The organism is Paralteromonas sediminis (assembly GCF_003820355.1).
GTDB classification, from domain to species: Bacteria; Pseudomonadota; Gammaproteobacteria; order Enterobacterales; family Alteromonadaceae; genus Alteromonas_F; species Alteromonas_F sediminis.
Map to the genome: position 1 here is coordinate 224066 of NZ_RPOK01000005.1, position 26679 is coordinate 250744.

26 protein-coding genes are annotated in these 26679 nt (G+C 45.6%); 14 read left to right on the forward strand and 12 right to left on the reverse strand.

The genetic code is table 11. The features are described 5' to 3' along the window. Positions 1 to 214: 214 nt before the first annotated feature. A complete protein-coding gene (locus tag DRW07_RS15980; RefSeq protein ID WP_124028951.1) occupies positions 215 to 478 on the reverse strand; it encodes a phosphopantetheine-binding protein in 264 nt (87 codons plus the stop codon). Between the two features lie 220 nt (positions 479 to 698). Between DRW07_RS15980 and DRW07_RS15985 the strand changes: the two genes are divergently transcribed. Genes DRW07_RS15985 through DRW07_RS16020 form a run of 8 tightly spaced genes read left to right on the forward strand, consistent with a single transcriptional unit; the run spans position 699 to position 7764 of the window. After that, positions 699 to 1637: a chorismate transformation FkbO/Hyg5 family protein gene (locus DRW07_RS15985; protein ID WP_124028952.1), complete on the forward strand. Its 939-nt coding sequence runs from the start codon at positions 699 to 701 to the stop codon at positions 1635 to 1637. A 19-nt stretch (positions 1638 to 1656) separates the two neighbouring features. Beyond that, positions 1657 to 2454, forward strand: coding sequence for a lysophospholipid acyltransferase family protein (locus DRW07_RS15990; RefSeq protein ID WP_124028953.1), 798 nt, complete (start codon positions 1657 to 1659; stop codon positions 2452 to 2454). Positions 2455 to 2476: 22 nt separating this feature from the next. Beyond that, positions 2477 to 2734 (forward strand): acyl carrier protein, encoded by a 258-nt coding sequence (locus DRW07_RS15995; RefSeq protein ID WP_124028954.1) that lies wholly within the window; start codon positions 2477 to 2479, stop codon positions 2732 to 2734. A 7-nt stretch (positions 2735 to 2741) separates the two neighbouring features. Continuing rightward, positions 2742 to 3164, forward strand: a complete 423-nt coding sequence (locus tag DRW07_RS16000; protein ID WP_124028955.1) for an acyl-CoA thioesterase — start codon at positions 2742 to 2744, stop codon at positions 3162 to 3164. A gap of 1 nt (position 3165) precedes the next feature. Continuing rightward, positions 3166 to 3837, forward strand: coding sequence for an outer membrane lipoprotein carrier protein LolA (locus DRW07_RS16005; RefSeq protein ID WP_124028956.1), 672 nt, complete (start codon positions 3166 to 3168; stop codon positions 3835 to 3837). A 10-nt stretch (positions 3838 to 3847) separates the two neighbouring features. Continuing rightward, positions 3848 to 6145 (forward strand): MMPL family transporter, encoded by a 2298-nt coding sequence (locus tag DRW07_RS16010; RefSeq protein WP_124028957.1) that lies wholly within the window; start codon positions 3848 to 3850, stop codon positions 6143 to 6145. A 35-nt stretch (positions 6146 to 6180) separates the two neighbouring features. Next, complete coding sequence (gene fabG / locus DRW07_RS16015) at positions 6181 to 6912, forward strand: 3-oxoacyl-ACP reductase FabG (RefSeq protein WP_124028958.1); 732 nt, start codon at positions 6181 to 6183, stop codon at positions 6910 to 6912. 39 nt (positions 6913 to 6951) lie between these two features. Continuing rightward, positions 6952 to 7764 carry a hypothetical protein gene (locus tag DRW07_RS16020; RefSeq protein ID WP_124028959.1) on the forward strand — a complete coding sequence of 271 codons (813 nt, stop codon included), beginning with the start codon at positions 6952 to 6954 and terminating at the stop codon, positions 7762 to 7764. A gap of 54 nt (positions 7765 to 7818) precedes the next feature. Here DRW07_RS16020 and DRW07_RS16025 read toward each other — a convergent pair whose 3' ends face one another. The 9 genes from DRW07_RS16025 to DRW07_RS16060 are packed head-to-tail and all read right to left on the reverse strand — an operon-like array spanning position 7819 to position 15812. Continuing rightward, the gene (locus DRW07_RS16025; RefSeq protein WP_124028960.1) at positions 7819 to 9048 is read right to left on the reverse strand and encodes a beta-ketoacyl-ACP synthase; all 1230 of its coding nucleotides are present in this window, start codon (positions 9046 to 9048) and stop codon (positions 7819 to 7821) included. Beyond that, the gene (locus DRW07_RS16030; protein ID WP_124028961.1) at positions 9048 to 9515 is read right to left on the reverse strand and encodes a hotdog family protein; all 468 of its coding nucleotides are present in this window, start codon (positions 9513 to 9515) and stop codon (positions 9048 to 9050) included. The genes DRW07_RS16025 and DRW07_RS16030 overlap by 1 nt, the downstream gene beginning before the upstream one ends. Positions 9516 to 9536: 21 nt before the next feature. Continuing rightward, positions 9537 to 10529 (reverse strand): LpxL/LpxP family acyltransferase, encoded by a 993-nt coding sequence (locus tag DRW07_RS16035; protein WP_124028962.1) that lies wholly within the window; start codon positions 10527 to 10529, stop codon positions 9537 to 9539. Continuing rightward, entirely contained in the window at positions 10529 to 11272 is a 744-nt protein-coding gene (locus DRW07_RS16040) for a glycosyltransferase family 2 protein (protein WP_124028963.1), read from the reverse strand. The genes DRW07_RS16035 and DRW07_RS16040 overlap by 1 nt, the downstream gene beginning before the upstream one ends. After that, entirely contained in the window at positions 11269 to 11658 is a 390-nt protein-coding gene (locus DRW07_RS16045) for an ApeI family dehydratase (RefSeq protein ID WP_165870527.1), read from the reverse strand. The genes DRW07_RS16040 and DRW07_RS16045 overlap by 4 nt, the downstream gene beginning before the upstream one ends. Further along, positions 11651 to 12238: a COG4648 family protein gene (locus tag DRW07_RS18365; RefSeq protein WP_165870528.1), complete on the reverse strand. Its 588-nt coding sequence runs from the start codon at positions 12236 to 12238 to the stop codon at positions 11651 to 11653. The genes DRW07_RS16045 and DRW07_RS18365 overlap by 8 nt, the downstream gene beginning before the upstream one ends. A gap of 2 nt (positions 12239 to 12240) precedes the next feature. After that, positions 12241 to 13812 (reverse strand): NAD(P)/FAD-dependent oxidoreductase, encoded by a 1572-nt coding sequence (locus DRW07_RS16050; RefSeq protein ID WP_124028965.1) that lies wholly within the window; start codon positions 13810 to 13812, stop codon positions 12241 to 12243. Between the two features lies 1 nt (position 13813). Further along, positions 13814 to 14632: a beta-ketoacyl synthase chain length factor gene (locus DRW07_RS16055; protein ID WP_124028966.1), complete on the reverse strand. Its 819-nt coding sequence runs from the start codon at positions 14630 to 14632 to the stop codon at positions 13814 to 13816. A gap of 1 nt (position 14633) precedes the next feature. Then, positions 14634 to 15812, reverse strand: coding sequence for a beta-ketoacyl-ACP synthase (locus DRW07_RS16060; protein WP_124028967.1), 1179 nt, complete (start codon positions 15810 to 15812; stop codon positions 14634 to 14636). A 302-nt stretch (positions 15813 to 16114) separates the two neighbouring features. Between DRW07_RS16060 and DRW07_RS16065 the strand changes: the two genes are divergently transcribed. Then, on the forward strand, positions 16115 to 16762 hold the full coding sequence (locus DRW07_RS16065) for a 4'-phosphopantetheinyl transferase family protein (RefSeq protein ID WP_165870529.1): 648 nt from the start codon (positions 16115 to 16117) through the stop codon (positions 16760 to 16762). 17 nt (positions 16763 to 16779) lie between these two features. Here DRW07_RS16065 and DRW07_RS16070 read toward each other — a convergent pair whose 3' ends face one another. Further along, positions 16780 to 17421, reverse strand: a complete 642-nt coding sequence (locus DRW07_RS16070) for a response regulator (RefSeq protein ID WP_124028969.1) — start codon at positions 17419 to 17421, stop codon at positions 16780 to 16782. Beyond that, the gene (locus DRW07_RS16075; RefSeq protein ID WP_165870530.1) at positions 17418 to 18842 is read right to left on the reverse strand and encodes a sensor histidine kinase; all 1425 of its coding nucleotides are present in this window, start codon (positions 18840 to 18842) and stop codon (positions 17418 to 17420) included. Before DRW07_RS16075 ends, DRW07_RS16070 begins: the two co-directional genes overlap by 4 nt. Positions 18843 to 18977: 135 nt before the next feature. On the opposite strand from DRW07_RS16075, the gene DRW07_RS16080 reads away from it, so the two are divergent. The 5 genes from DRW07_RS16080 to DRW07_RS16100 all read left to right on the forward strand — a co-directional run bounded on the left by DRW07_RS16080 (position 18978) and on the right by DRW07_RS16100 (position 26677). Then, positions 18978 to 19880 carry an ABC transporter ATP-binding protein gene (locus DRW07_RS16080; protein ID WP_124028971.1) on the forward strand — a complete coding sequence of 301 codons (903 nt, stop codon included), beginning with the start codon at positions 18978 to 18980 and terminating at the stop codon, positions 19878 to 19880. 1 nt (position 19881) lies between these two features. Next, on the forward strand, positions 19882 to 20625 hold the full coding sequence (locus DRW07_RS16085) for an ABC transporter permease (protein WP_124028972.1): 744 nt from the start codon (positions 19882 to 19884) through the stop codon (positions 20623 to 20625). Positions 20626 to 20830: 205 nt separating this feature from the next. Next, positions 20831 to 22348 (forward strand): tryptophan halogenase family protein, encoded by a 1518-nt coding sequence (locus DRW07_RS16090; RefSeq protein WP_124028973.1) that lies wholly within the window; start codon positions 20831 to 20833, stop codon positions 22346 to 22348. A 165-nt stretch (positions 22349 to 22513) separates the two neighbouring features. Next, a complete protein-coding gene (locus tag DRW07_RS16095) occupies positions 22514 to 25717 on the forward strand; it encodes a TonB-dependent receptor domain-containing protein (protein WP_124028974.1) in 3204 nt (1067 codons plus the stop codon). Between the two features lie 243 nt (positions 25718 to 25960). Further along, positions 25961 to 26677, forward strand: a complete 717-nt coding sequence (locus DRW07_RS16100; protein WP_124028975.1) for a LytR/AlgR family response regulator transcription factor — start codon at positions 25961 to 25963, stop codon at positions 26675 to 26677. The last annotated feature ends 2 nt before the right edge of the window (positions 26678 to 26679 follow it).

The following is a 26679-nucleotide window of genomic DNA, read 5'->3' on the forward strand; positions in this document are numbered from 1 at the left end:
ACTGACAAGAAACAAATAGCGATTTCCGCAAAGGTTTATTGCATAGCTTTGCGCTGGCAGGCACGAGGCTACAGCCCTCACATGAGACAGGAATGTAACGGTATCAACCTCTCCTGCCTCTATGCCAAAATTACCAAGCGGTCTTGTTAAGCAGGCAATGCTTGCATTTGAGTCCCGTGTAATAAGCGGACTTGTTGGTAACATTGAGGATGTATTATTGCTGTTTCGCGACGTACTCGGTCAAACTTCTTAACGTTGCAAAAGCTTCTCGCGTAGATTCACTTTCGGCTTTAAGTTTTACGCCGTATTCCTGGGAGATTGCAACAGCGATCTCCAATGCATCAATAGAGTCTAAACCCAGGCCATCACCAAACAGTTGCTCTTCCGGACCAATTTCCTCAGCTTCAATGTCTTCAAGATTTAGCGCCTCTACCAAGAGGTTTGCCATCTTTAATTCTGCTTCCGTTTGTTGCGCCATTACTTCTTTAACCCTAAATCTAAATGATAGTTGCTTTGTTTTTTCGCGAGCTAGTATAATATACCGATAAATTAAAACCCAACATTTTGTGCTAGGCAGGTAGCGTGAGACCGTACTCACGTTGGCTTTTACGTCAATGGACACCTGCACTTATAGCTGTCCCTCTCATTGAGCTCATGCCAGTTATACATGGACAAACAGCAATAGTTATATAATTAAAATGCTTACCCAACACTTTTCACACAAAACGCCAGACTCCCTACTCTTACAGAAAAACAATCTTGCCGTATTGCCGCTAACGCGTGACTGCATGCCCAGTGAAGAAGGCACAATACTTTCAGGAATAGAAGGTATTGAAGAAAACAGCATCAGTGAGGTCTGGACGGTAGATAAAGCGGTCAGCCGAGGCACCAGTGAGCAATGCCAGTGGTCTAAAACATCCGACCTGATCTGTGTCGCACGCTGGCTAACAGAGGCAGAGTGCACAAACATAGAGGAATCGGTATTCAAGGCTTATGTGTCGCTGTTTTCGGTGCTAAAGACACATGGTTTTCCTCATCCATTTCGCTGTTGGAATTACCTTCCGAATATCAATACAGGCGACGGCGATGAGGAAACCTATAAACGTTTCTGCACAGGCAGGTTACAGGCTTTTGAATACTTGGGTGTAAAACCTGAACAGTACCCTTCGGCGTCGGCATTGGGACATCACACTAAAGGCGCTGTGATTTATGTATTTGCCAGTGCTTCATCACCTGAGCATCAACGCAATAATAAGCAGGTCGACGCCTTCAAGTACCCTCGTCAATACGGCATTAGCAGCCCCTCTTTCACACGGGCGACCGCGTTGGAACTTATTGATAATCGCTTCCTATTTATATCGGGCACGGCCAGTATTATTGGCCACGAAACCGTCGCAGAAGGGTCATTGGAAAAACAGCTTGATGTAACTATTGATAATATCGAGCATCTACTTGAAACGGCGAACCCTTATCAATGCTCGCTTCGCACATTAAAAGTGTACTTGCGTCATGCTGAAGATTGGGCGTTTACTAAACGCTGGTTAGAAGCGCGCTATCCCCGAGCCGACATAGTGATAACGCTCGCAGATATTTGCCGGCGCGACTTGTTAGTAGAAATTGAATGTTTCTGCAAATAGCCACCAATGAGTTAATGTTGTGACGCGAATTCAGCCAGCCAAAGTAGCGCAGGTTGTCGCCGCAGCCATTAGTTATTCGCTATTTGGTTTAGGCGCTATTTTTTTAGGGTTATTCGCGCGTGTTATCAGTGTGATACCTGGCGTGCGTGCTACAACTAAACAAGCGTGGATTCGTTGGCATATTCACAAGGGCTGTTTAGCGTTTATCAATGTTATGCGCGGGTTTGGTTTAATCCGTTATACCTTCAAGCTCGATAGCCTGCTAAAAGCAAATCCGGGTCACCTGATTATTGCTAATCACCCCTCATTAATTGATGTTGTTCTGCTTTTTGCTGCAAACAAGAACCTCAACTGCATTGTTAAGGCCGGGATGTTTTCTAATGTCTTTACCCGCGCATTGGTTCGCTTAGCTGGATTCATTCCGAATAACGCGCTCGACGCTGTACCTTTAGCGGCGGCGAAAGTAAATGCTGGTGAAAATGTATTGATATTTCCTGAAGGTACACGGGTCGATAATGACGAAAAGATCCGTTTCAAAAGAGGCGCATCGAATGTGGCTATTGCAGCAGAGGCGCCCATTATACCTGTTCTGATAAAATGTCAGCCGAGTGCCTTAAAAAAAGGTGATAAATGGTATAACATTCCTGACGGAGGTCCTGAGTTTCTGCTGGTTTCTGCACCACCACTCGTTTTAGAGGAATGTGTAGACATCACTAAACCAAGAACACTGCAATACAGAGAACTCACACGCTACTTAGAGCACTATTACGAAAATTGGATGGCGAATAACACCCATACCCCACCCTATAAGCATTAAAACAACTCAGCGAACGTAGATTATGACGGAACAAGAAGAGAAAATCCTAAGTCAAATTAGAGAAATTTTAGTTGAACTATTTGAATTAGACGAAGAGGCAATCGTGCCCGAGGCTAAGCTCTATGAGGATTTAGACATCGACAGCATAGACGCTGTGGATTTGCTCATTGACCTTAAAAAAACAATAGATGTAGATATTTCATCTGAAAAGTTTAATGAAGTAAGAACTGTTCAGGATGTGATTACTGCATTTGCTGAATTATCTGCTGAGGCTAAATAATTCTCCAATGAAATGTGCAACAACAGTCTATGAAGTGCCCTTTTTTGATGTAGACGCTTATCGAGTTGTATGGCATGGCAACTATCCTAAATACATTGAAATTGCACGCTGTGCATTGTTAGAAGAGGCTGGTTGCCCCTATCAAGTTATGGAAGAAAAAGGCTTTTTCTTTCCTGTTGTTGACATACAAATAAAGTACATAAAACCACTGCTGTTTAAACAAAAAATAAAGATCAATGCCGCTTTTGTTGAGTGGGAAAATCGGCTAAAAATAAAGTACGAGATTAGGGATCTAGACACTAACGAGGTATACACAAAAGCGACCACTACGCAGTTTGCTATTGCCATGCCTGAACAAATAACCCAGTTCGAGTCTCCCCCGTTTTTAATAGATAAAATTACTCACTGGCTTAAAGAAAAAGGAAGCTAAGATGCTAAGAAGTGCAGTTTTATTATGGATGTTGAGCCTGCCTTTTATAAGCCAAGCAGAAAGTACACAACTCGCTCAAATTTTCCCTACTAGCTGCCACTTTTCCGGAACTTTTACTCAAAATAAGCACATTGAAGGTATTAGCTTTCCTCTTCAATCTGAAGGGGATTTTTATTTTTCCTGCAATTTTGGGCTTGTATGGAATACGATAACCCCGTTTCCTGAGGCACTACTTTACGCCAACGCGAGAATGAACTACCGCGTTGATGAGCAAGGAAAGATTGAAGAGATGCCTAGCACCACTCGCTATGTGATGTCCCAGTTTTTTCTCAGACTGTTAAAAGGCGATGCCGAATACTTTGAAAATGAGTTTTCAGTGTCAGCGCTACAGGAGAACCAAGGCACGCTACTGGTGCCGAAGAGCGACTTTATGAAACGAGGGCTCAAGCACATCAAAGTTAACAAACGCCTCTTGTCAGATTCGGCAAATAGTGTCCAGCTTGATATCGAAATCAGTGACGCTACTAACCAAGTCACTCATATAGTAATAAGTGATATCCTCGAATATGAGATTGAAGATCGTCAGGCCGCCGTAGAACAATGTCTTGAGCTTTACCCCAGGCCATTGCAGTGGTGTCGATTAATGCGGTCTCCTGGCTATTACAATCGATAGGACGGCTTATATGGTCACAACATTGATGCGCCTGTTCTTTGTGGCGGCGATACTACTAATGATTGTTATCATTGCAGCTCATCCTGAACGTATACAGATAGACACAAGCCTGCAAGATCTGAATCCAGAGTCCGAAGCAGACCAAGGTGTAACAGTTGCGAAAGACACCTTACTTAAAGACATCAGCCAACGTTTCATTGTCGTCATAAAAGCAGAAGACGAAAAAACGCTAGCACAAGCCACCTCAGCACTGAAAAAAGACTACAGCGCTATACCAGAACTTAGCCTGATCATGGCTGATACCCAAGCTCAAGATTACCTGCAGGCACTCGCTCCATACAAATATGCATTGCTAACCTCGCAGCAGAAAGAACGATTACTCAATAAAAGTGCGGAAGAATTAGCACGCCAAGCCCAGCAAAAACTCTATCAGATAGGAAATGGAGTCAGACTAGTGCCTTTCGAAGAGGATCCTCTAGGTTGGTATTCTGACTTTGTTCTGCAACACGTTCAGGACTTCTCAATTAATGATGATAGTCAACATGCACAACTTAAATTCAATACCATCACAGTTCTCATTAATACACCTGTCGAAGGGTTAGCAGCGCAGGAAAATCTGTACGAGCGTATCAACGAAGTAAAGCGCTCAGTAGAAAGTGCCTATTCAGTTACTATTTTACAATCTGGCATGTTCTTTTTTGCCGTTGACTCAGCGCAGTCGGCCAAAGGTGATATTCAGCTCATCGCCATTGGCTCCGTACTGGGCATATTGGTGCTCATGCTACTGGTATTCCGTTCACTGCTTCCTTTGACGCTCTCTATCACCTCTATTGTTATTGGTGTCAGTTTCGGCATTTTTGTGAACACTATGGTTTTTGGTGGTATTCACATTTTTACCATTGTGTTTGGTGCCAGTCTTATCGGCATAGTGGTGGACTACTCTTTGCATTACTTTTATCACTTTTTAGTCAACGACAAACAACACCTATCACAACCTACTCGTGACAAGTCGAAAAGCACGCTTCACAGGGCAATGTTTTTAAGCATGCTAACGTCACTCATCGGCTATGGTGCGCTCGCACTTTCTGACCTGGTCTTACTGCAAAAGGTAGCGCTGTTTTCTTGTTCGGGTCTCTTGTTAGCTTGGATGAGCGTTATGGTTTTAGGGCCATTTATCGCCAAGCGTCCTATCACAGCACGTCAAACGCTTCTGATGTCAGTCGTGGCTGGCGTAAGACGTCTCTTTGCCACAAAACAAATCGGGTTTGTCGCTGTCGGCTTGGGCATAAGTATTGCCGCCACGGTTTGGCTCTACACTACTGACGTAGACATTAATGACGATCCGCGACGTTTCTTTATGGTGTCGGAACAATTGCTTAACAATGAGCAAGAAGTGGCTGCCTTGGCACAAGTTTACGAACCAGGAAGGTACTTTATCGTCCACGGAAAAGCTGAAGCGGATGTATACAGTACATTAAAACGATTTTATCAAAGTGTCGGAGAATCTCGCCAGTATCTCACCAGTGTGTTGGACTGGCTGCCCTCAAGTGAAGAGCAAATAGCAAACCACAAATTGCAAGAGAAGCTCTACCAAGAAGACGGCGTGCTAGCGCGTTTTTATGAGCGACTGGGTATGGATCCCAGAATGGCGGAAGCACCGAGAAATGCATGGTTAGCAGCGCGTGAAAAACGGCTCAACTTTGACAACTTACGTCAGTCTTTGCCCGCATTACCGCCCCTTTGGGTTGAATATAACAATACCATCTATAGCTTTGTACTGCTAAAAAAGGGTAGTGACTTAAACACGCTGAGTCAGGCAAGCGAGGGTCTGGATAATATTGAATATTCAAATGCATTAGGCAGTGCCATTGAAGCGTTGGCGGATCAGCGAGAAAAGGGGCTTCATATGCTCCTGCTTGCCTATGTGCTTCTGGCCGTCATGCTTCTTGTAACTTACCGCAAAACCTCTGCCGTAGCTTTGTTATTGATCCCCATTTGCGCAAGTGCATTGGCTATTGCGGCATTGGTTGCTTTGCAACAACCGATTACCATCTTCCATATAATGGCACTGTTCTTAGTACTTGGCCTGGGTATGGATTACCTTATTTTTGCCAGAGAAATGGTCGAAAAAGCCGACGTTACTCAACAAGCTATTTTGCTCTCAGCGATGACCAGTTTACTCTCCTTTGGACTGTTAGCTTTTAGTGATATGCCAGCCATTTCTGCCTTTGGCAGCACAATCCTGATAGGCAATAGTATTAATTTCGTTGCCGCTATCAGCCTGTTTAATCATACAAAAGACGCATAGAAATTTTTGTAGAACACATAAAGGGAAAGCGAAAGATGTCAGATGTAAAACGCATATTAGTTACCGGAGCCAGCGGAGGCATCGGCAAGGCCGTAGCCTTGTTGTTGGCAGAACAAGGTTACGATATTGCAGTACATTATAGAAATGGTAAGGAAAGTGCAGAAGCAATCATAGCGGCTATCTCTGAAGCAGGAGGGAAAGCTACAGGTATCCAGTTTGATATTACAGACAGAGAACGAACCAAAGCCACCATTGAGGCAGATATCGAGGCCAATGGTGCCTATTGGGGAGTCGTATGCAATGCGGGCATTACCAAAGACAATGCATTTCCCGCTATGAGCTCAGAAGAGTGGGAAAGCGTAGTGCATACCAATTTAGATAGCTTTTACAACGTATTGCACCCCACCATAATGCCAATGATTCGTCTGAGAAAGGGTGGCAGAATAGTCACATTGTCTTCCGTTTCAGGTTTAACTGGAAACCGTGGTCAAACGAACTACAGTGCATCAAAGGCTGGTATTATTGGTGCAACCAAGGCTCTGGCGGTCGAACTAGGTAAGCGAAAGATTACGGTCAATTGCGTTGCTCCCGGCATCATCCAGACAGATATGATTGAAGGCGTTTTTGCAGATGAAGCGAAAAAGATGATTCCCCTGGGGACATTTGGTGATGTGTCTGATGTTGCACATACCGTGAGCTTCTTAATGTCTGACGGCGCAAAGTACATTACGCGCCAAGTCATTAGTGTTAACGGCGGAATGTGTTAAGTTGAGCAAAAACAAAACCACTTTAAAATGGAGCTTTATATGAAATATGTTGGTTTATTAATATTTACTTTGAGTGTTTCTTTTGGTGCATTGGCACAGCTTAATCCCGAAGAGCAAAAACTCGCTGACATGCTTGTGTCAGGCAGTGACAAACAATTAAAAGACGCCACAGTCAGTATTGCGAAAAGTGCGAACCAGAACACCGAGCTTCTGGATATGGTCGCTGAGATACTTTTGAAGAAATATCCCAATGCATACCCTTCAGAAATAGATACCCTTGCTTGGATGGCAAGAGCCTTAGGCAACTCAGAAAATGGGCGCTACTACAATGCGGTCAACACAGTAGTCGAAAATGCGAAGCACAAAAAGTTGGTTAGGCATGCCGAAACGGCATTGGATGACATTGATGAGGCATCTGGTGAGCAATATGTAGAAGGCATGGCGAGTTTACCGGCAAGTCTGTTTGCCCGTGAAAGTAACAAAGACAGAGATGCTCGTGTTATGGCGCTGATCACTGCGGGCGATTTGCGCAGCCTAAAAGAGGGTGCCAGAACCATCATAGATACTCGGACAGAGAATCAGGCTCTCACTGACATGCTCGCGGAGATATTGATAACGCATCACAGCTCAGCAGCAGACAATCAAATAGACACGTTTGCCTGGATAGCAAGAACACTCGGGCAGGACCGCTCTGGGCGCTATTGGGCAATTCTTGAAGAGGTCAAAGAAAACGGCGCTAATCGCAAATTACGCAAATATGCTAAAAAAGCATTGCAGGAGCACGGTGACGCAAAGGGTGAGCAGTATAAAGCGGGAATGCTTGGAAAAGCTGTCAAAGACTACGCGTATTAACCCACCGTTTTGACCACAATTGTCAAAGAGTCCGACGACACCCTGGTCGGCTCGTTACATGCGCTTTAAAATAAGTGACGTATTGACGCCACCAAAAGCCAAATTGTTGCTCATGAAGACGTCAGTTTGTATGTCTCTTGCCTCTTTTTGAATATAATCAAGCGGGGCACAACGCTCATCCACCTTTTCCAAGTTAAGCGTTGGCGCAAACCATCCCTCGTTCATCATCATTGCTGTTGCCCACGCCTCAAATGAACCGCATGCTCCCAATGTATGACCGGTGTAACTTTTTAACGAGCTAATGGGTTTTGCGCCCATCACCTCAAAAGTCGCCTGACTTTCCGCGATGTCGCCATGAGAGGTAGCAGTACCATGCGCTGAAATATAACCGATATCGTCTGGCGTGACACCGGCATCTTCCATGGCCATCGTCATTACCCGTTTGACCGTTTCTGTATTCGGTTTTACCAAGTGCGCACCATCCGTATTTGTCGCAAAACCAATCACTTCAGCAATAATATTTGCACCACGCGCAGTGGCGTGCTCATAAGACTCAAGTATCAGAGTACATGCACCTTCACCGAGAACAAGTCCATCACGCTGGGCGTCAAAGGGGCGAGGTGTCGCTTCTGGAGTACTGTTCTTTTTACTTGCAGCAAATAAGGTGTCAAATACTGCAGCCTGTGAGGGGCATAGCTCCTCAGCACCACCCGCTATCATGATGTCTTGCTGCCCACAGCGTATCGCTTCATAGGCATAGCCAATACCTTGACTGCCCGCCGTACAGGCGGTTGACGTAGTATACATACGCCCTTGCGTACCGAAATAAACGCTGATATTAACCGCCGCTGTATGCGCCATCATGCGCAAATAGGTACTGCTATTGATACGCGAAGTAGATAGATTTTCTAGCATAGGTACAAATTCTAACGCAGCCGCGCTACTGCCGGTTGCAGAGCCATAAGCAATGCCTGTGACGGCAGAGTTAATTTTGGGGTCGCCCAACAAGTTAGCATCCACCAACGCACGCTCGGTGGCCAGAACGCCCATTTGCGCCACACGGCCCATGCTCCGTTTTTTCTTTTTAGTGTAGTGCTCTGGTAAGGCAAAATCGGCTACGGGCGCGGCCAAATAAGTACCCAAGCCCTCATATTTTTGCCAATCATCCATGAAACGAACACCCGATATGCCGGATTGCAACGACGCTTTCACTTCAGACCAATCGTTGCCAAGTGAGGAGACAACACCCGCTCCAGTGATAACTACACGTTTATTATTATTCATTAACTATTCTCTTCATTTAGCGGACGTCGAAATACAGACAGACTTGCGGTAGCAATGGTGTCTTGATTTTTCAACGCGCTATCGTACACCGCGATTTCACAATCAAACTTGGCAAATCCATCGGCGACCATAGCACTTTCCCTACTGGTCACTTGTAAACTGCAGCCTGGCTCGAAGTAATCGCATGTTGCTTTATAGGCACGCGTCCCTATCAAAAAACCTAAATGTGGCTCAATGAGGCCTAATTCTAACCTGTGCCCTGCGATCATGGCAGCGGTTTGCCCCATGTATTCAAGACCTAACCAAGCAGGCACACCTTTGCCTTCTTCAAAAAATGGAGTTTGCTCATCAATAATCACCAAAGCTGAGGATTCACTAACATCCAACGCCAAAATGCGATTGATGAGTAACATTGGCGGACGATGGGGAATAAGGTCAAGTATTTTAGATTCGAAACGGCTGTCCATATTTACGCTAAACCCAGTGAGTTATTTTTGTGTAGGAACGGGAACACTGGCCTCAGCGTGCCAGAAATCATAAAAGTTAAACCATTGATAAGGAGCTTTTGCGCTATGCTCCTCCAATGCAGAGGCAAAATTCTGTGCGTACTGTTGAATTTCTTGCATCTTGTTCTTTCTAGAAAGCACTAGCTTTTCACATAATGGCCTCACATCGAAAACCACTTTATTGCTTGTTGATTGGTCGCGATAAGCAAACATGAGCTTTACCGGGCACCCCATGGCTTTTGCCAACATGTAGGGCCCTATTGGAAAAGGCGCTTTTTCGTTGAAAAAATCAACATACACAGAGCGTTCAATGCCTGTTAAGGGTATGCGATCGCCTGCGATAAAAACCCATTCACCCGCCTCCAGCTTTTCTTTTAGCAACATAATGGTGGCTACATCAAATTCATCGACTTGAAACACATTAAGGCGAGAATCCGGATTTTGGCGTTGCATCAGTTTAACAAAATTACCTGCGTGTTTATCGTAAAGTAAGACGTTGATAACTTTGTCTTTGTAGCGCTGCATAAACCCGCGGCAAAACTCTAGGTTGCCGAAATGGGACCCTATTATTAACTGCCCTCGCGAGTCGTGCATAATATCATCGATAAGTGCGGGCTCAGTCAGAATGAAGTCACTCTCTTTTATTTCAATCAGCCAACCAAGAAGTTTGTCGAGAATGAGTTCTGCAAAGCTTTTAAAGTGCAGTAGCACGTGGAAGTCGTTGGGTTTTCTTGTCCACATTTGGGGGTACTTTTTATAGTGCGCCATGAGAAACTGTCGGGACGCTTTTCTTTGCTCACTTCTGAACAAAACAAAGTAGAGAGCTACGGGGTACATAATCAAAGAAAAGATCCAGCGCCCAAATACCCTATAGATAAAATAGAGAAACTGCATCCCTGTGAGCGTGCCTGCTTCTTTAATATCTGACCAATGCTTGCTCTCATCTGAATGACTAGCATTACCTTGTTCTATCATTAACTCAGTACGCTCTTAACTCTGTTGTGGACAAGAAAAGGTAAACGCAGCAACATTCCCGCAATGAGTCGAACATGCAGCTTTATCATCATTCCATTGTCTCTAATGTAATTGAAATGAGAAACTGCATTCTCGTGATAAACCACCTTGGTGGGTAAAAACTTCATGTCTACGTTTGCCCATACCGCTTTAACCAGCAGTTCAGGATCAAAGTCCATGCGAGGGCCAACATAATAGCGGTCAATAATGTCCTCAAACTCCTTAAGCGGATATATTCTAAACCCACACAACCCGTCTTTGATGGCAAATGAGAAGGTTTCAAACGCCACCCAAAAATCTGTAATTTTGCGACCATAGCGGCGGATAAGAGGTGCAGACTCATCAAAAAATGGCTGACCACAGATGATTGAATGCGGATTGGCTTCACTACATTTGACGAGCTTATTCACATCATTGACATCGTGTTGGCCGTCAGCATCTAGCTGGAGAGCATGAGTAAAACCCATTGCGCTAGCGTAAAAACACCCTGTCTTAACCGCTGCGCCTTTGCCGCGGTTGTGTTGATGTTTTACCAAGTGGCAGTCAGGATAGTCTTCCAGTAGCGCAGCTAATTCAGCGAGGCTTTCTTCCCCACTGCCGTCATCTACGATAATACAAGGTAACTCTAAGTTAAGAAGCTTTGGCAGAAATGCAGCAAATAGCTTCTCATGTTTATAGTGCGGGATAACAATGCAGTACTTCATTGGGGTAAAAACTTAACAATGCCTGTAGAAAATGATTCATCTTGGTTGAAATAATGAAATTTCACATTGCCTTTGTTTTTGTCCCACTCAAGCAACAGAGATAGATCTGTATTTGGCATAACCATAGACTTAAACTTTATATTGCTAAGCTGGCTAAATGTTGATGCACCTTGGAAAAGGGCTTTCGCCAGCTTACCCGCCCAATCAATTTGCACCACACCGGGCAGCACCTTGTGCGTTGGAAAGTGACCATCAAACCATGACAAGTCTGCTGGCACATTCAAGCTCAAGAGCACGGATTGTTCTCCCCACTCTGTACCGATGATATTGGGGCCTTCTTGCTGCTTAAATTGCGATTGCAAATCATCTGTATTTTTTTTATTCATCAACAATATTACGTGTTTTCTTATAATAACCTCTATACAACCATTCAAATAATGCGAAGCATGCCATGAATAGGTATGAGAGCAATCCATTGTAGAGTGTCCAAGTCGCGAGGCTAGTATACCATGCTGTAAACGCGGAGACTGCCCCATTTACAAACAACAGTATGCCCCAAATTAGGGTGAGTCTGCGCAGATAAGTATGCGCTTCGGGAGGGGGTGGCTTGCCGCCCATTCGGGCAAACTTATCGATTAAACACTGCTCCCCAGTCAAAGAGACAAAGAACGCTGAGCCAACACCAATACTCATTAGAACAGGATAAAATTTCAGCAATGTCTGGCTTTGCAGTAGAAATATACAACTGCAAAAAGCACTTACGATCATCAGCATCAGCCAGTCTTGCGTACTTTTTGTTGACGGCGATAAACCAAACTTTATGGCATATAAAGTGATTAAAACTAGGGCAAACCATCTAGGGTTCACGTCGGAGACGTAGTGATATACCAAAAACGGATAGGCCACTGCTAACAGAGCCAACACCAGCGTTAGCAGCACACTAAGTAAAGACTTGGGCTTATGCACAATTAGGCAAGCACATATTGACGATAAGCACCCAAAACCCGCTCTTCATTTTCAGAGATCGTAGCGCTGGGGTTATCGTTAAGCATGTCCTCAAAACAGGGTACTACACGCTCCATAATTTGAAGGTTCGCCTCCAGCGCCTCACAAACATCAATGTTAGGCGCTTTTAACACCTCATTGAATTGCTTTAAGCACGGTACCAAATATTGGTCTAAAAATACGCCTTTTGCCGGTATTACCTTTCTCAGCTTAGCGCGTTCGCTCATTGCCATTTGCATCTGCTGATTCAGTTTCCTAGCGCGCATTAGGTTTGGATTCAGTCTACGCATCAGTTCAATATCGGTGATCGCATTGGTGAAAAACAACAGCGTCAACACCCCCCAATAATAGGTGTAATCCCATACCAATTTTACAGACATCATAGTACGGTCACCGAAACCGCCATACTGGTTCTTGTATAACGACAAGGTGTTTTCAAAAATTGAACTATAGAACTTTTGGAACAACAAACTTTCCAAATGTAAATCACCATCTTTAAAGTCAGTGAGTATTAACTGCGTTATGAAAGTATTACTCAATGCTATGAAGTCGCTACCGGGAGAGTAAAACGGATCAGCAAACGCACCAGCTTCACCCGTTAACGCCCAACCTTCGTGGGAAAATACTTGTTTGCATCCGTAGGAATAATTGTTAATGCATTTATAGTCGAGCACCTGAGCGCCTTCGAGTGCCTCGGCACATTTAGGGTGCTCGCTGCGAATCCACGCGAGAGTATTTTCGTAGGTATCAAAGGCATTACTTTGAAATACCTGATCATCCATGACGACGCCAAAGCTGGTTGCTCCGGATCCGAGCGGAATAATCCAAATCCAATAACCGGGCCCCATGAGGTGATTGGTACTTAACCAACGCTTACCTTTGTCCTTAACCCTGTTTTGCCACATTTTGTCTTGTGACCACTGGTCAATCAGCACGGTTTTATCAACGCGGAAAAATACAGCGTTTCCCTTGTGCCCGTTGTCTTGTTGCAAGCTCAACTTGTTTTTCAGTATACCTTGTCTGCCCGCTGCATCGATGATCCAACGTCCGACATATCGCGTTTCATGGTCTGCTTTGCGGCAAACAACGGAATGCGACTTATCACCAACCTGAATGTCGTTGGGCAGTGCACCATCAATAAAAGTGACATCTTTTTCCATCAATAAGTCATACAAATGGTTCTCTAAAACACCTCGCTCAATTTGATAGGTGGGAATACCAAACAACTCACTGACACCCAATTCGTCATAGGCACTACAATCCATATCCGCGCGCCCAAAAAAACATCGCAAGCCATGTTTTTTTAGGTGATGAGCTTTGAAATGGCCACCAAGCCCCAGCACTTCAGTGAAGTAATGTGAGCCAATTTCCACTGTTGATTCGCCTACTTTCGCCGTTGTATCAGGCACAGGGAAGGTGCTTTTCTCAATGATCACTATTTGTAAATCTGGCTTTTTACTCAGCACCTGCAATGCCAGGCTCATTCCCGCTAATCCGCCACCGACAATAATGATATCTTTGCTGATAGTTTGCATATTAAGGCTGCACTCTCTCAAAACTAATTGTGGTTTGCTCGCTCAAAGGCATGGTTATGGCATCGTGCTTGGCATTTTGCTGCATTAACATTTCAGCTAGTGACAGGACTCTCGCACAAGGATTCGATGTATATAGGCTTTGCAAGTAGTCACTTTGCGCACTTAACGTTGGCCATTCAGGTGCAATTGCTTCCCTTATCGTGGCACTGATGGCCATGCCATGGTCAGATACGGAGGGGAATAATACCAAAGAAAAAGCAAATGCATGCGTGTTCTCAAGAAGCGGCTTTAACACCTCAGAAACAGGCGCATCATAAAAAGTTACCAACATGGGCACGCCTTCTGCCTCACACTGCACCATGGCTTCAAAGAGGGCGAGAGACACAGACTCTTGATATCCTGCCACTGAGTTTGCGGCAGTCATGGTGTTCGTGCTTATTGTCCAGTAACCCGCGGCAGCATTATGCACTGAATTATGGAATTTGGTGGGTGACAACTCTTTGTTCTCTGAGGCCAATACTTTACACATATAGTCAGTCAAGTCGGTATCGCCCAGTCCAGAAACAAACACATTGGTTAGCGATGCAGGCTCCACCTGCGCATGCTGCACGGCTTGCCAGGAACTCTCTACAGCGAGCCTCACGGGCAATGGCGCTCTGCGCCTTTCGTTTGCCGGGATAATTGCAGGCTTTGGACCTTTTTGTGGCTTATCGGGTAAGGGCTGACCACACAAGAGTGCCTGCAGGTCATGCCAATTTTCAAAATTTGCGCCCCAAGCGCCAACGCCAGCGACTTTGCAAGTTAACGTCTTAGCATTCATGTTAACGCTCCTTGCTAAACAATAAGGTGCAATTGTTACCGCCAAAACCAAATGAGTTGGTCATAACATGCGTACAGTTCTTGGTCAGGTTTTCAGCCTGAATAGAAAAGTCTATGGCGTCATCAAGTTGCGCGAGATTCATCGAGCCAGGCATAAGGCTAGTCAGCAATACATCCATACAGATAATTGCCTCGGTGATCCCTGCCGCCCCCAAAGTATGCCCCATCCATGCTTTTGTAGAAGAGCATTGGGTTGTTTTGGGAAACAGTTCAGACACCAGCCCGCCTTCGATCAAGTCGTTGGCCCTGCTTGATGTGCCATGAAGATTAATGTAATCGATGTCTGATGCTTTCAAGGCCGCCCGTTCAAGTGCCTGTGTCATTGACAACTTAGCACCCAAGCCCTCCGGATGGGGATGGGACATATGGTAGGCATCTGAACTTTCACCATAACCGGTAAGTTGAATGCCTGTGCGATTGGCATTGTCACCTGAGCGCTGCAAGATCGCAAAGCCTGACGCTTCGCCAAGGTTTATACCGTCCCGATTGTGATCAAATGGCATGCAGGGGTTCGCAGAAAGCAATTGCAGAGAGTTAAAGCCGTGTAACACGCTCAAACACAAGGTATCAACGCCTCCCACCAATACCGCATCAACCACTCCTAGGTTCAACCATCGGGCAGCGGTAACAAATACTTTTGCCGACGAGGAGCACGCGGTATTGATAGTCAGTGAAGGCCCTTTCACACCTGTATAATGTGCAACAAATAAGCTTGGAGCGTGAGGGTTATGCACAAGTGGCTGCTTAAAAGCGGTGGTCAGCCCCCCTGCTTCATCAAGCGCCTGATATGCTGTTTCTGTTCTGTCGATACTCGAGGTACTTGACCCCATCACAATACCAACACGGGCAGCACCGTATTTTTTAATCAATGCACTAACGTTGTTCAGTATGCTGCCTTGCTCCAAGCCTAAAGCAGCAAGCGCATTATTTCTGCTTTGCCATTCTTTAAGATCGTTTATGGCGTCAACGTCAGCGACTTTACCAATCCATGTATCAATGTCTGAGCCAGTCAGACAATTCTTAACGAGACCACTTTTGTGCTGTGCCAGAGATGAACGCAATTGCGCTAAATTTACCCCAGCAGCAGAGCACGACTCGTAGTCAATAATATCTATTCCCATGATAGCGTTACTTTATCGAATCGTTATAAAAATCAACCGAGCAGTGTAATAGATAGGTTTTTTTGATTCAACACACCAAGTAGTATCGTCTATTCACGAACATTGCCTCATATGCGCACTAAAGTTTACTATCTACTCAACTTCATGTCATAAAACAGGATACCGCAGTTATCTTTTATAGTCCTCTATTCAAGCACAACGCTGCGCCTGCTTTTCCGCCCGATGCATCGTGGCTGCATATCTTTTTAATTGATGAGCAAAGTGCGCTGCAAACAGGTGGGCTTCACAGTTATCAAACAGCTTTGTCTGCCAGTGATTTAGCCCAAGCAGAAAGTCGCAAATCTGAACGCAGTAAACAAACCTATGTGATCAGCCGAGTTGCCCTTAAACGGCTTATCGCTGAAGCGCTCCATCTGGAAGAAATCAATGCTATTCGACTTGGCATTGAGGCTGGGGGAAAGCCCTATATAGTAGAGCCTAAAAGCCAGCTTCACTTTAATGTTTCGCATAGCCAAGGACGCATCGCAATAGGGTTGTCGTACGACAGGAAGATTGGCATTGACCTAGAGTACATTGACAAGACACGCAGATATGAACGTATTGCAGAACACTACTTTCACCAAACGGAACGTGCCTGGGTGAATGGCGACAATGCCAATAGTTTCTATCAACTTTGGACATTAAAAGAGGCACTGGTCAAAGCGGAAGGGCGAGGAATGGCAATTCCTTTTAACGCATTTTATTTTAAGAACTTGCAAGACTATAGCTTTATTCCTGAACCTCGCACGGCGCTTGACCCTCATGCTTGGATGTTTCGCCATAGCATAATTGAAAATACCTATAGTCTCTCTGTAGCCTATGAGACCTTACCTGATTTCAGTAAACCTGCCGCTTCCGTGTGGAAGTATGTACACAATAAAGGTTTCATACCACAACCTACAGCGTGGTAATTGAGTGCAACTAAGGCCTACTCCATCATCCCTTGTTGCCAGGCGATAACAGCGGCCTGAGTGCGGTCACGCAAATGCAGTTTACTGAGAATATTACTTACATGGCAACGCACAGTCTTTATGGCGATATTAAGATTCTCGCTGATCTCAGCATTACTCAGACCCGTGGCAATTAGCTTCAACACTTCACGTTCACGGTCGCTTAGTTGTACTCTTGCAAGCGGCGAGTCTAAGGCAGCACCTTTCATTTCTGCCAATATGCGCTCTGCCACTTTTGGCGACATGACTGCCTGTCCTCTCGATGCTTTGCGAATAGCATCAGCCAAGGCGTCTGGTTCAATGTCTTTGAGGAGATACGACAAAGCCCCCGCCTGAATAGCAGGAAAGATGTATTCATCTTGATGATAGGATGTGACCACCAAAACCTGTGTGTTAGGGCTTACTTCTTTTATACACCTTGTTGCTTCTACACCATCGATATCAGCATTGAGTTTTAAATCCATTAGCACTACGTCGGGAACAAGGTTTTTTACTGTTTCAATAGCCTCGACGGGGTCTGCGCAGTCAGCCACTACCTGAATATCTGGCTGGGCAGATAAAAACGTGACTACACCTTGCCTGACTAAGCTGTGGTCGTCTACCGACATCACAGTGATCATGATTGAGCCTCCAGTGTAATAGTGACTGTGCAACCCTGGCCAGAGGTTATCGACAAGGTACCTTTTATCGCTTCAAGCCTGGAGCGCATAAGCACAAGGCCTTGTCCTTCACCCTTCCCCTCCGACAGGCCAATACCGTCATCGCTGATAGTACAAATAATCTGTCCATCTTGCTTGTTAAGTGCCACATCAACCTGCTTGGCCTGACTGTGCTTCACTACATTTTGCAGCGCTTCATGCACACAGCGGTAGAACACATAACTCTGGTCGGGCGACAGGGCAATGTCATCCTCAATCTTTACATCAAGCTCAATTGGTTTGTCACTTCGCCAACGCGCCAGCTCTTGTTTAAGTGCAGTCGACAAGGTTGTGTGGTCCCAATCAATGGGCTTTAACGCCTCAATCAGCAGGTTTATATTATTAAACGCCTTTTTATTGGTTTTTATGGCTTCGCTGAGGATGAGCGCCGCCTTGTCATTGTCTTGCCCTAACGACGCACTAGCGCCAGCCAGTTGCAGATTATTGGCATAAAGTAGCTGCTTCACGGTGTCGTGCAACTCAGCGGCAATACGCTGACGTTCGCTCTTCTCTGCCAATGCTTGCTTTTGCTCAACTAGCCGACGAATATCCTCCGCCATTTGGTTGAGCTGCGACAGCGCCTTACCCGTGTCGTCTTTCGCTGTTACTTTCAGACGTGCTGAAAAATTACCTGCCGCCCATTGCCCTATCACCTGGGTAATTTCCCTCACTTTTTTTGATATCCTAGAGGCGATAAGAAAAGCTAAGCACAAGGCGGGTAAAAACCCTATCAGCAAGCTTGCAGCAGACCAAGAAAGGCCCCTGTCTAGAATTTCCACAGGGTAGTATAAGAGCTTACTGAATTGCTGGTTGCGCTGCCATGTTTGCTGCGACACTAACACGCGATAAACGGCGCCATTGGGTTGATAAACCCCTTTCACAACGAGATAGTCGTCACCTTCAAGCTGCTCAACCCCTGAATTAAACCGACCCACTATGGCGTCAGCAACATCATCTCTGGACGCAATGGGCAGATGCATAAAGGCATTAAATTTTGGCAGCGACGGGTCGCAACTCCACACATAATTTCCCTGCTCGTCCAGCAGGTATAAATCGTTAATTGTAATACTGGCATAATGCTGACCCGCATGGGTGATCGCCTGTGTGGGGCGATTACAGTAATGACTAAGCAAAGTGGTTATCGACTCAGAATTGCCTTGCTCCAGCCGCCGCTCTGCTGGGTGTATTAGCGCGTTATCTAACCAGTCTTTAATTGGTCTGTTGCCAATATCACGGTGAGACGATTCGATTAGCCAAATCGCAAATTGCATCAAAAAATTGAAGCTAAGCACCACCAACAAGACCAAGCCAGTTATTTTCCAACGCAGTGAGTGGAATTTCATAGGCATCAACACACGGTATTACAGAATGTAATCAGCCTATCACAGGAAATAAATAACGCAGTAGGTCTGTAGACCGAGGCGCAAACAAAATTTTTGGTTTTAAATGCATGCATCGTTGAAATACAGAGAGTTAATATGCACACACCCATTATTCACGTACAGAACGCTACTAAATCCTTTTCTGCGTTGCCCGTGCTAAAAGGCCTCAATATCTCAGTGCCACAGCGCAGTGTTTATGCTTTTTTAGGCAACAATGGTGAAGGGAAATCGACCACTATTCGCATGTTATTAGGCCTGCTCAGGGCTGACAGCGGGTCTATTCAGGTACTAGGTAAAGATGTTGCGCAGCTGGATAAGCGTCAGGTAGGCGCGATCATCGATGCTCCCGTGCTATATGCCCATTTAACCGCCAGAGAATATTTAAGCATAACCCGCAGTATCAAAAATCTATCAAAGTCGGAAATTGCCCGCGTGCTAGAGCTTGTGAGCCTGACAAAAGCAGGCAATCGCAAGATCAGTACGTTTTCACTGGGCATGAAACAGCGTTTGGCGTTAGCACAAGCCCTCATGGGAGACCCGAAACTCCTGATCCTTGATGAGCCTACCAATGGCCTCGACCCACAGGGCATGCAGGAAATCAGAGAGTTAATTAAGCAGTTGCCCGAACAGTCCGACACCAGTGTTTTTGTGTCGAGCCACCTGCTTGATGAAGTAGAAAAAATGGCATCACATGTAGGGATTTTGAGGGGCGGAAAACTCGTTCTGGAGTCCTCACTAGAGCATGCCTATAAGCAAATGACATCTACCCTAAAACTGGATGTGTGTTCCAGTCAAAAGGCCGCTGAAGTACTCAAAGTGGCGGGATATCAAACCGTACAGGAGACACCGTCAAGCCTGAACGTCCTTAATCCTGTTTTTGAGCAAATTCCCGATGTTACTGCGTGTCTGATTAAAAAGGGTGTACAGCTATTTCAGGCTGTGTATCACAAACCCACCTTAGAACAGTGGTTTCTCTCTTCCAATAAACAAGGAGCCTGATATGTTTCTTACTCTGCTAAAAGTTGAATTGTTAAAAACCAAACGCACGCTAGCATTGCTGATTATGTTCGCCTGCCCTCTAATGGTGGTTACCCTACTCGGCCTGATGAGCTTTAATCAAGAACAAGTGATTGATGAAAGCTTCTCATGGCAACATTTTTGGTTTAGTACCACTGCTATCTGGGGGTATTTTATGCTGCCCTTATATATTGCATTGGTGACCGCCCTGCTCAATCAAACCGAACACAAAGTGGCAGGATGGCGATTCATGCACGCCTTGCCGCTAAGTGCAGTGAACCTTTTTTGGGCAAAAGCGACCCTCGCCTGGCTATACCTGATGGGGGCTTGCTTGGCCTTATACGTATTCACACTGGGCATGTCAGGGCTTCTGGTTGCCTTTAAAGGCTGGCCGAGTGCAGGCTTATTCGATTTCCCCTATTGGCAAAACATGCTTAAAACGGCGGTGGCAGCTCTTCCCATATTGCTTATACAACACATAGTGAGCTGGCGCTTTGCGAATATTGTTGCTCCGTTAGCGCTGGGCGTCATTGCTACCATGGGTATTATGCAAGTCAGTTCTTCGAAGGAGCATTGGTTTTATTACCCCTGGAGCTATGTACTGGTTGCCAATAATAATCAAAATCCTGAAACCATAGGGACGGCGTTGACACTCTCTGCCGTATTGGCCGTTGTATTGATGCTGGTTGGCAGCGTGTGGGCCCATAAGCGTCAAGTTTTAGCTTGAGAGCATTGGCCTCCATTGAGGCCAATGTCGTAAAAGTTCTTTAAGACGAACGCTACGATTCACCATTGTGACGAACTGAACGTTTGCAGTGACGAATCTGCATTTCGCCCCATTTAATTGCGCAGGTGGAATACTTAAAATGCTTTGAAGCATAAAAGCGGAGGGTAATGCCCCTGCGGAGTAATCCATAGTTAAAAGGTGAGAAATGCATCAGGATACCTTGCACATTGTTATTCTTGGCGGTGGCACTGCGGGCTGGATGACTGCGAATTTAATGGCTGCAAGATGGAAAGATAAAAATATACATCTCACCTTAGTCGAATCACCAGACGTTGCTGTTGTTGGGGTGGGTGAAGGCTCTACCCCATCTATGCAAAACTTTTTTCAGGAAATTGGCGTGGCAGAGTCAGAGTGGATGCCAGAATGTAGCGCCACGTATAAAAATGGTATTACCTTTGAGGGCTGGTCTTCTATGCCAGGCTTTGAAGCATACTGCCATCCATTCCCCTCACAAATGGACACATTTACTTTTCCTCAATTTGAGACGAATTGTCAGTTGAGACGTCATCACTTTGATGTCGATACCCATCCAGATCGGTTCTTTCTGGGCGCTTATCTTTCTCAGAATAGCAAAAGCCCTAAAGCAAACTATGCGTTTCCGTTTGATCACCCCCATGGCTACCACTTTGACGCGGGCTTATTGGGCAAATTTCTAAGAAAAAAGGCCATGCAACGCAAGGTTAAGTACGTGCAACAGCATGTTGAGCGTGTCATTCAAAGGGAAAATGGCGATATCGCGAGCATAGAGTTTAGAGACGGCGGCACCCTTGAAGGGGACGTTTTTGTAGACTGCACCGGTTTTTCCGCTCTGTTGATGCAAAAAACCTTAAAGGTACCTTATATTGCGTTGGATGACGTACTTTTCAATGACACCGCGGTCGTCGTTTCTACCCCCGTTGACATGAAACACTTGCCATCAGAAACACGGTGTACTGCGCTAAAGTATGGTTGGGTATGGGATATTCCACTAACTAGCAGAACCGGAAACGGTTATGTATTCAGCTCTCGCTATTGCACTCTCGATAACGCAGAAACTGAGCTCAGACAGCATTTAGGCCTATTAGATGCAGATGTGGAATGTCGAAGCGTAAAATGGAAACAAGGGCGTTTGCAAAAAGGCTGGACTCACAATTGTTTAGCAGTTGGACTGTCTCAAGGGTTTCTGGAGCCCATAGAAGCCATGTCACTGCATCTGGTTTATTGCAGTATTGGTCATTTCATTACTGAATTTGAAAAGGGCAAATTTACTACGCAATATCAAAATGAGTACAACCGGCTGATTGATAGCGCCTTTGATAGTGTGACTGATTACATTGTCGCCCACTATCGCTTAAATTCCAGACGTGATACCGAATATTGGAAGGATAATGCCGCTAACCCTCATATCAGCAATGCATTTAGGGCCATTGTAGCAAGCTGGATGGGCGCGTCACAAAATAGTCTGGCCGATGCATTGAAGCGCTATGATACAAGCCACTATTTTCCTCTGACTTCTTGGCTGATTCTCTTTGCTGGGTATGGCGTATTTCCGGCCCAAGCACAAGCTCAACCCTTGCAAGCCGGTATGCAATCCACTGACATGCAAGCACTTGATAACTTCATTAAACGGTGCGCCTCGAACTTTGATACGCATCAGGCGACTGTTTCCGCTTATCACAGTTAACCGTCACTGAAAGTTATATCCCTGAGCTTGTGTATTATATCCCTTCCCCTGCATACATTATCCCTTAACCCCCGCAGCAGTAGTGCGCCCTGATAGCGTCACAGTATCGGCAGTTCTATCTGTCGACTAAGAAAATCACAAAAACACATTCAGGGAGTTTTTCAAATGAGAGAAACCACATTTAGACGCAGCCTTGCTGCTTTGGCAGTCGCCACATCCTGCGGACTATTAATGCCTTCAACGCTGTATGCTCAAGAACAAGATCCAGAAAGAGAAGAAAGCCTAGAAACAGAAAAAATCACCGTCACCGGTAGCCGCGTACGTCGTGATGAATTTGCTTCACCCTCGCCCATTCAGGTCATTAGTGTAGATGATGCAAAGCGTGCGGGTATTACCAATGTAGCAGACATGCTGCAACGAATTTCACTTGTTAACGGTACGCAAATTGACAATACCATTAACACCAACTCCGGTAACTCCAATGCGACAGAAGCACCACCTGCAGGTGGCGTAGGCTCAGTGAACGTTGGTTTGCGCGGTCTGGGAGCAGAAAGAACGCTAATATTGCTTAATGGCACTCGCCTTGGTGCCTCTGGGGTTCGTGGTGCGCCGTCGCAACCTGATATGAGCTTAATTCCTTTAGAAATGGTCGAGAGGGTTGAAGTACTCTCGGATTCGGCATCAGCCGTGTATGGTGCCGACGCGGTTGCAGGCGTAATTAATATTATTCTGAAACAATCTTTTGATGGCATGCAGATAAGTGCCGACGTGTCTGCGCCCTCCGATGAAGGCGGAGAAGAGCGACAGCTTTCGTTTGTCACCGGTGGTGAAGGCGAGCGCTTCAAATTTATCTTCGGTGGTGAGTTCTATGAGCGTGAGCGTATTTCACTGGGTTCGAGGATTGACTGTATCAGACGACGGGAAATAGACGTCGATACTGGTGAGTTATACGACTACTGTTATAACGGTTTCCCTGACAATGCCGTACTGTCAACAACAGCAGCCAACGGGAGTAGCTGGAATTTCTACACGCCTGGCCAGTCCAACCTAACCAACCCTCTGACAGGACAGCCTGTGCCTAACTTTAGCACCTCGGAGAACATCCCCGATGTTTGGAGTGAGCGCTTTCCGTTCTTAGGTGAACAAGTGGGGCTCGATCGTTTCAGAGCAAACCCTGACTTCAACGACAATAACGACCGTCTTGCGAGCGACTTGGTCTCGCCAGTCACAAGATTTTCACTGATGTCCAGTGGTACCTATTTCCCAGAATGGGGAGAAGATCACAATATTGCCATTTCATTTGACACGTCATACTTCCATCGTCATTTGACCAACCGAGCGTCAACGGAGCAAATCTATCCAGGCGTACCCGCTCTGATCCCGCAAGAAAATGAGCAAGGCAATATCATGCTCAACGATGATGGTACCCGCGTGATGGTGCCGAATCCCTTGAATCCACTTGGTACAGATGCACTTCCCATTTATACCATCGACAATAAAAAGCAAACCCGCGATGTAGAGTTGGATCATTTCCGATTCAACACTGGCATTTCAGGTGACCTTCCAGGCGAGTGGGCTAGAGATAACTTTTGGACCTTTAATGTTAACTTCAGTTACGACAGAGGCGACGGTGCAGCAAGTCAGCCGCTTATTGATGAACGCAACTTCATTCTTACTTTAGAAACCTTACGCTTAGATTCTGACGGCAATCTAAAATGTGGCATTCCCATCATTGCTAATAACCCTTGGGGTGGGATCATCAGTGCACAGGACTGTGTCGTTGTAGATTTCTTTAATACAGGTTTGTTTGGCAACAGCAACGGCAGCACGGGGGCACTCACTGATGCAGCAGCCGATTACTTAATTGGTGAGCGCGTGAACCGAACGGTAGTGACTCAGTCTTTATTGTCAGGTTACGTATCAGGTGAGTTGTTTTCCTTCGACAACGGCGGTGCAGCAAGTTTGGTACTAGGTGTTGAAGCCCGTCGAGATGAGATTGATTCCCAGGTGGACTTCCTTGGCGCTAACGGCCTGTTAGTGGCAGAAGATCCAGGCACAGAGGGAATTACTGCCGGCTCAAGAACCATCAACGAAGTATTTGGTGAACTAAGCCTACCTATTTTCCGTGAAGTAGACGGTGCTCATGATTTAACGGTTGATTTAGCCTTACGTTACACCGACGAGTCTAACTTTGGGTCTGAAAGTACGGAGCGAGTGCGCGTGACCTATGCGCCAGTAGACTGGGTTTCATTCAGTGCTGCCTATGGCACGTCGTTTAGAACGCCCAACCTACGTGAACAATATTTAGGCGACCAGTTTGGCGGTGAAAGCGGTGGTATTGACCCTTGTAACGCTTCACCTTATTTGTCTGGTTCACCGCCTCAGTACGACCCCACTATAGACACACGCAGTCAGATAATACTGGACAACTGCGAATTGAGCGGTGCCAATCCATTTGTTTTGGGAACAACAGGTTCAACCAACATCCCTGTTAGAGTGGGTGGCTCCGTAGACACCCTACTGCCTGAAACGTCAGACCAAACCACGCTTACCTTTAAAGCAACGCCAATTAGCAATGAGGATGTCAGTTTTGATTTCTCTGTGACCTATTTTGACATTGAAATTGAAAACACCATTCAGCAACAATCTGCGGCCTTTATCATGACCCGTTGCTTTGAAGACTTACCCGGCTTGGCCAGCCCATTCTGTAATAATGTTGGGCCGAGAAACCCTAACCTGGGCGAATCCACCCGCTTCATTACCAGTGTAGATGCTTCTTTCGTTAACATTGGTGAAGAAACGTCTAAGGGTTACGATATCAACACCCGCTTAGGCTTGAACTTCGAAGGCTATGATGTGGTCTGGACGGTGCAAGCCACAGTTCAGGATGAGAGAAGCCAAACCATTATTAAGGATGATGAACTGCCCAATGGTGGTAGAGACGACTACGTAGGTACATTTGGTACGCCTGACCTTCGATTGGTCACACAACTCAGTCTCAATATGGGTGATTTCACGTTGGCTTATAGTGGTCGCTTTATTGATGAAACTTCGGTCTTTATTCGTGATGAAGCCAAGTCTCGCAGTACTTGCCTAGCCAAAAATGCAGGGCCTAGTGCATTGAATATCATTGGTGACCCAACGGTATACCGAGATTGTGTGGCAGAGTCTGCCTTCTACTCTGATATATCTCTGACATGGACACCTAACGAGACCTTCAGCACAACCGCAGGTGTGAGAAACTTTACCGATGAGCAACCTGCACAGGTGTCATCCGGCCTAGGCAATGACCGCGGTGGTCGAATGACAGGTTCAGGCTATGATCAAGTTGGCAGAACCCTGTTCTTCTCGGCGAAATATAAGTTTTAAGTGAGAAAGCGGAGAAATTAGCCTTGTTCAAAACGTAAGCAAAAGACCCACTTCTTAATGTTGTGGGTCTTTTTGTTTACATTATCTTGGCTAACTGACGATTCGTTCGTCTCTTAATATGTTTTGCTCATCCCGAGTGTCCTGCAGTTTGGCGCATAACTATGCATTTACCGAGTTGCTGCGTACGAATCATACGATATTTCTGTAGACTAAAGTTTCCACTACAGTCTGGAGAAACAGTGAATGATCCGTTGTGTTATCGTCGAAGATGAAGAGATGGCCATTGACCGATTGCGCCGAGAAATTGACAAGCGACCAGGGTGGGAAGTCGTCGCGACTTGCCAGGAATACAATGAGGCAGAACGAACATTATTTTCTGTCGAACCAGATGTATGTTTTATGGATATCAGTATTATTGCCGGTAGTGGCATGGCATTGGCGAAGAAGCTTAGTCAGTTTCTGAGCACAAAATGGATATTCTCCACCGCGTATGATGAGTATGCAGTGGATGCGTTTGATATTGATGCTTTGGGTTATCTACTCAAGCCCTATAAGAACAGTAAGCTTTTGAGCTTGTTTAAAAAAGTTGAATCGGAGCTCGCTGACTCAAACCACAGTGAGCCGGCACATTCGTCGCTTCTAGCGGTTAAGTCCATTGGAGAAGTCTGCTTAGTAGACTGTCAGGATGTTATGTGGATTAAGGGCGCGTCAAATTATGTAGAATTGCACACTGAAAATAAAGTCCACCTGTACAGGTCGACCTTTTCCGATATCGAGCAACGGCTTCCAGCCAACAAATTTGTGCGAGTTCACCGCTCGTCCATGGTCAATTTAGATTATGTGACAAAAATCGGAAGCGAACTGGGACGTTATTCACTGGTAATAATGAAAAATGGTGATGATGTGCGCATGAGCAATGCACATAAAAGTGAATTGTTTCGGTTGTTAAATATTGAGTAATC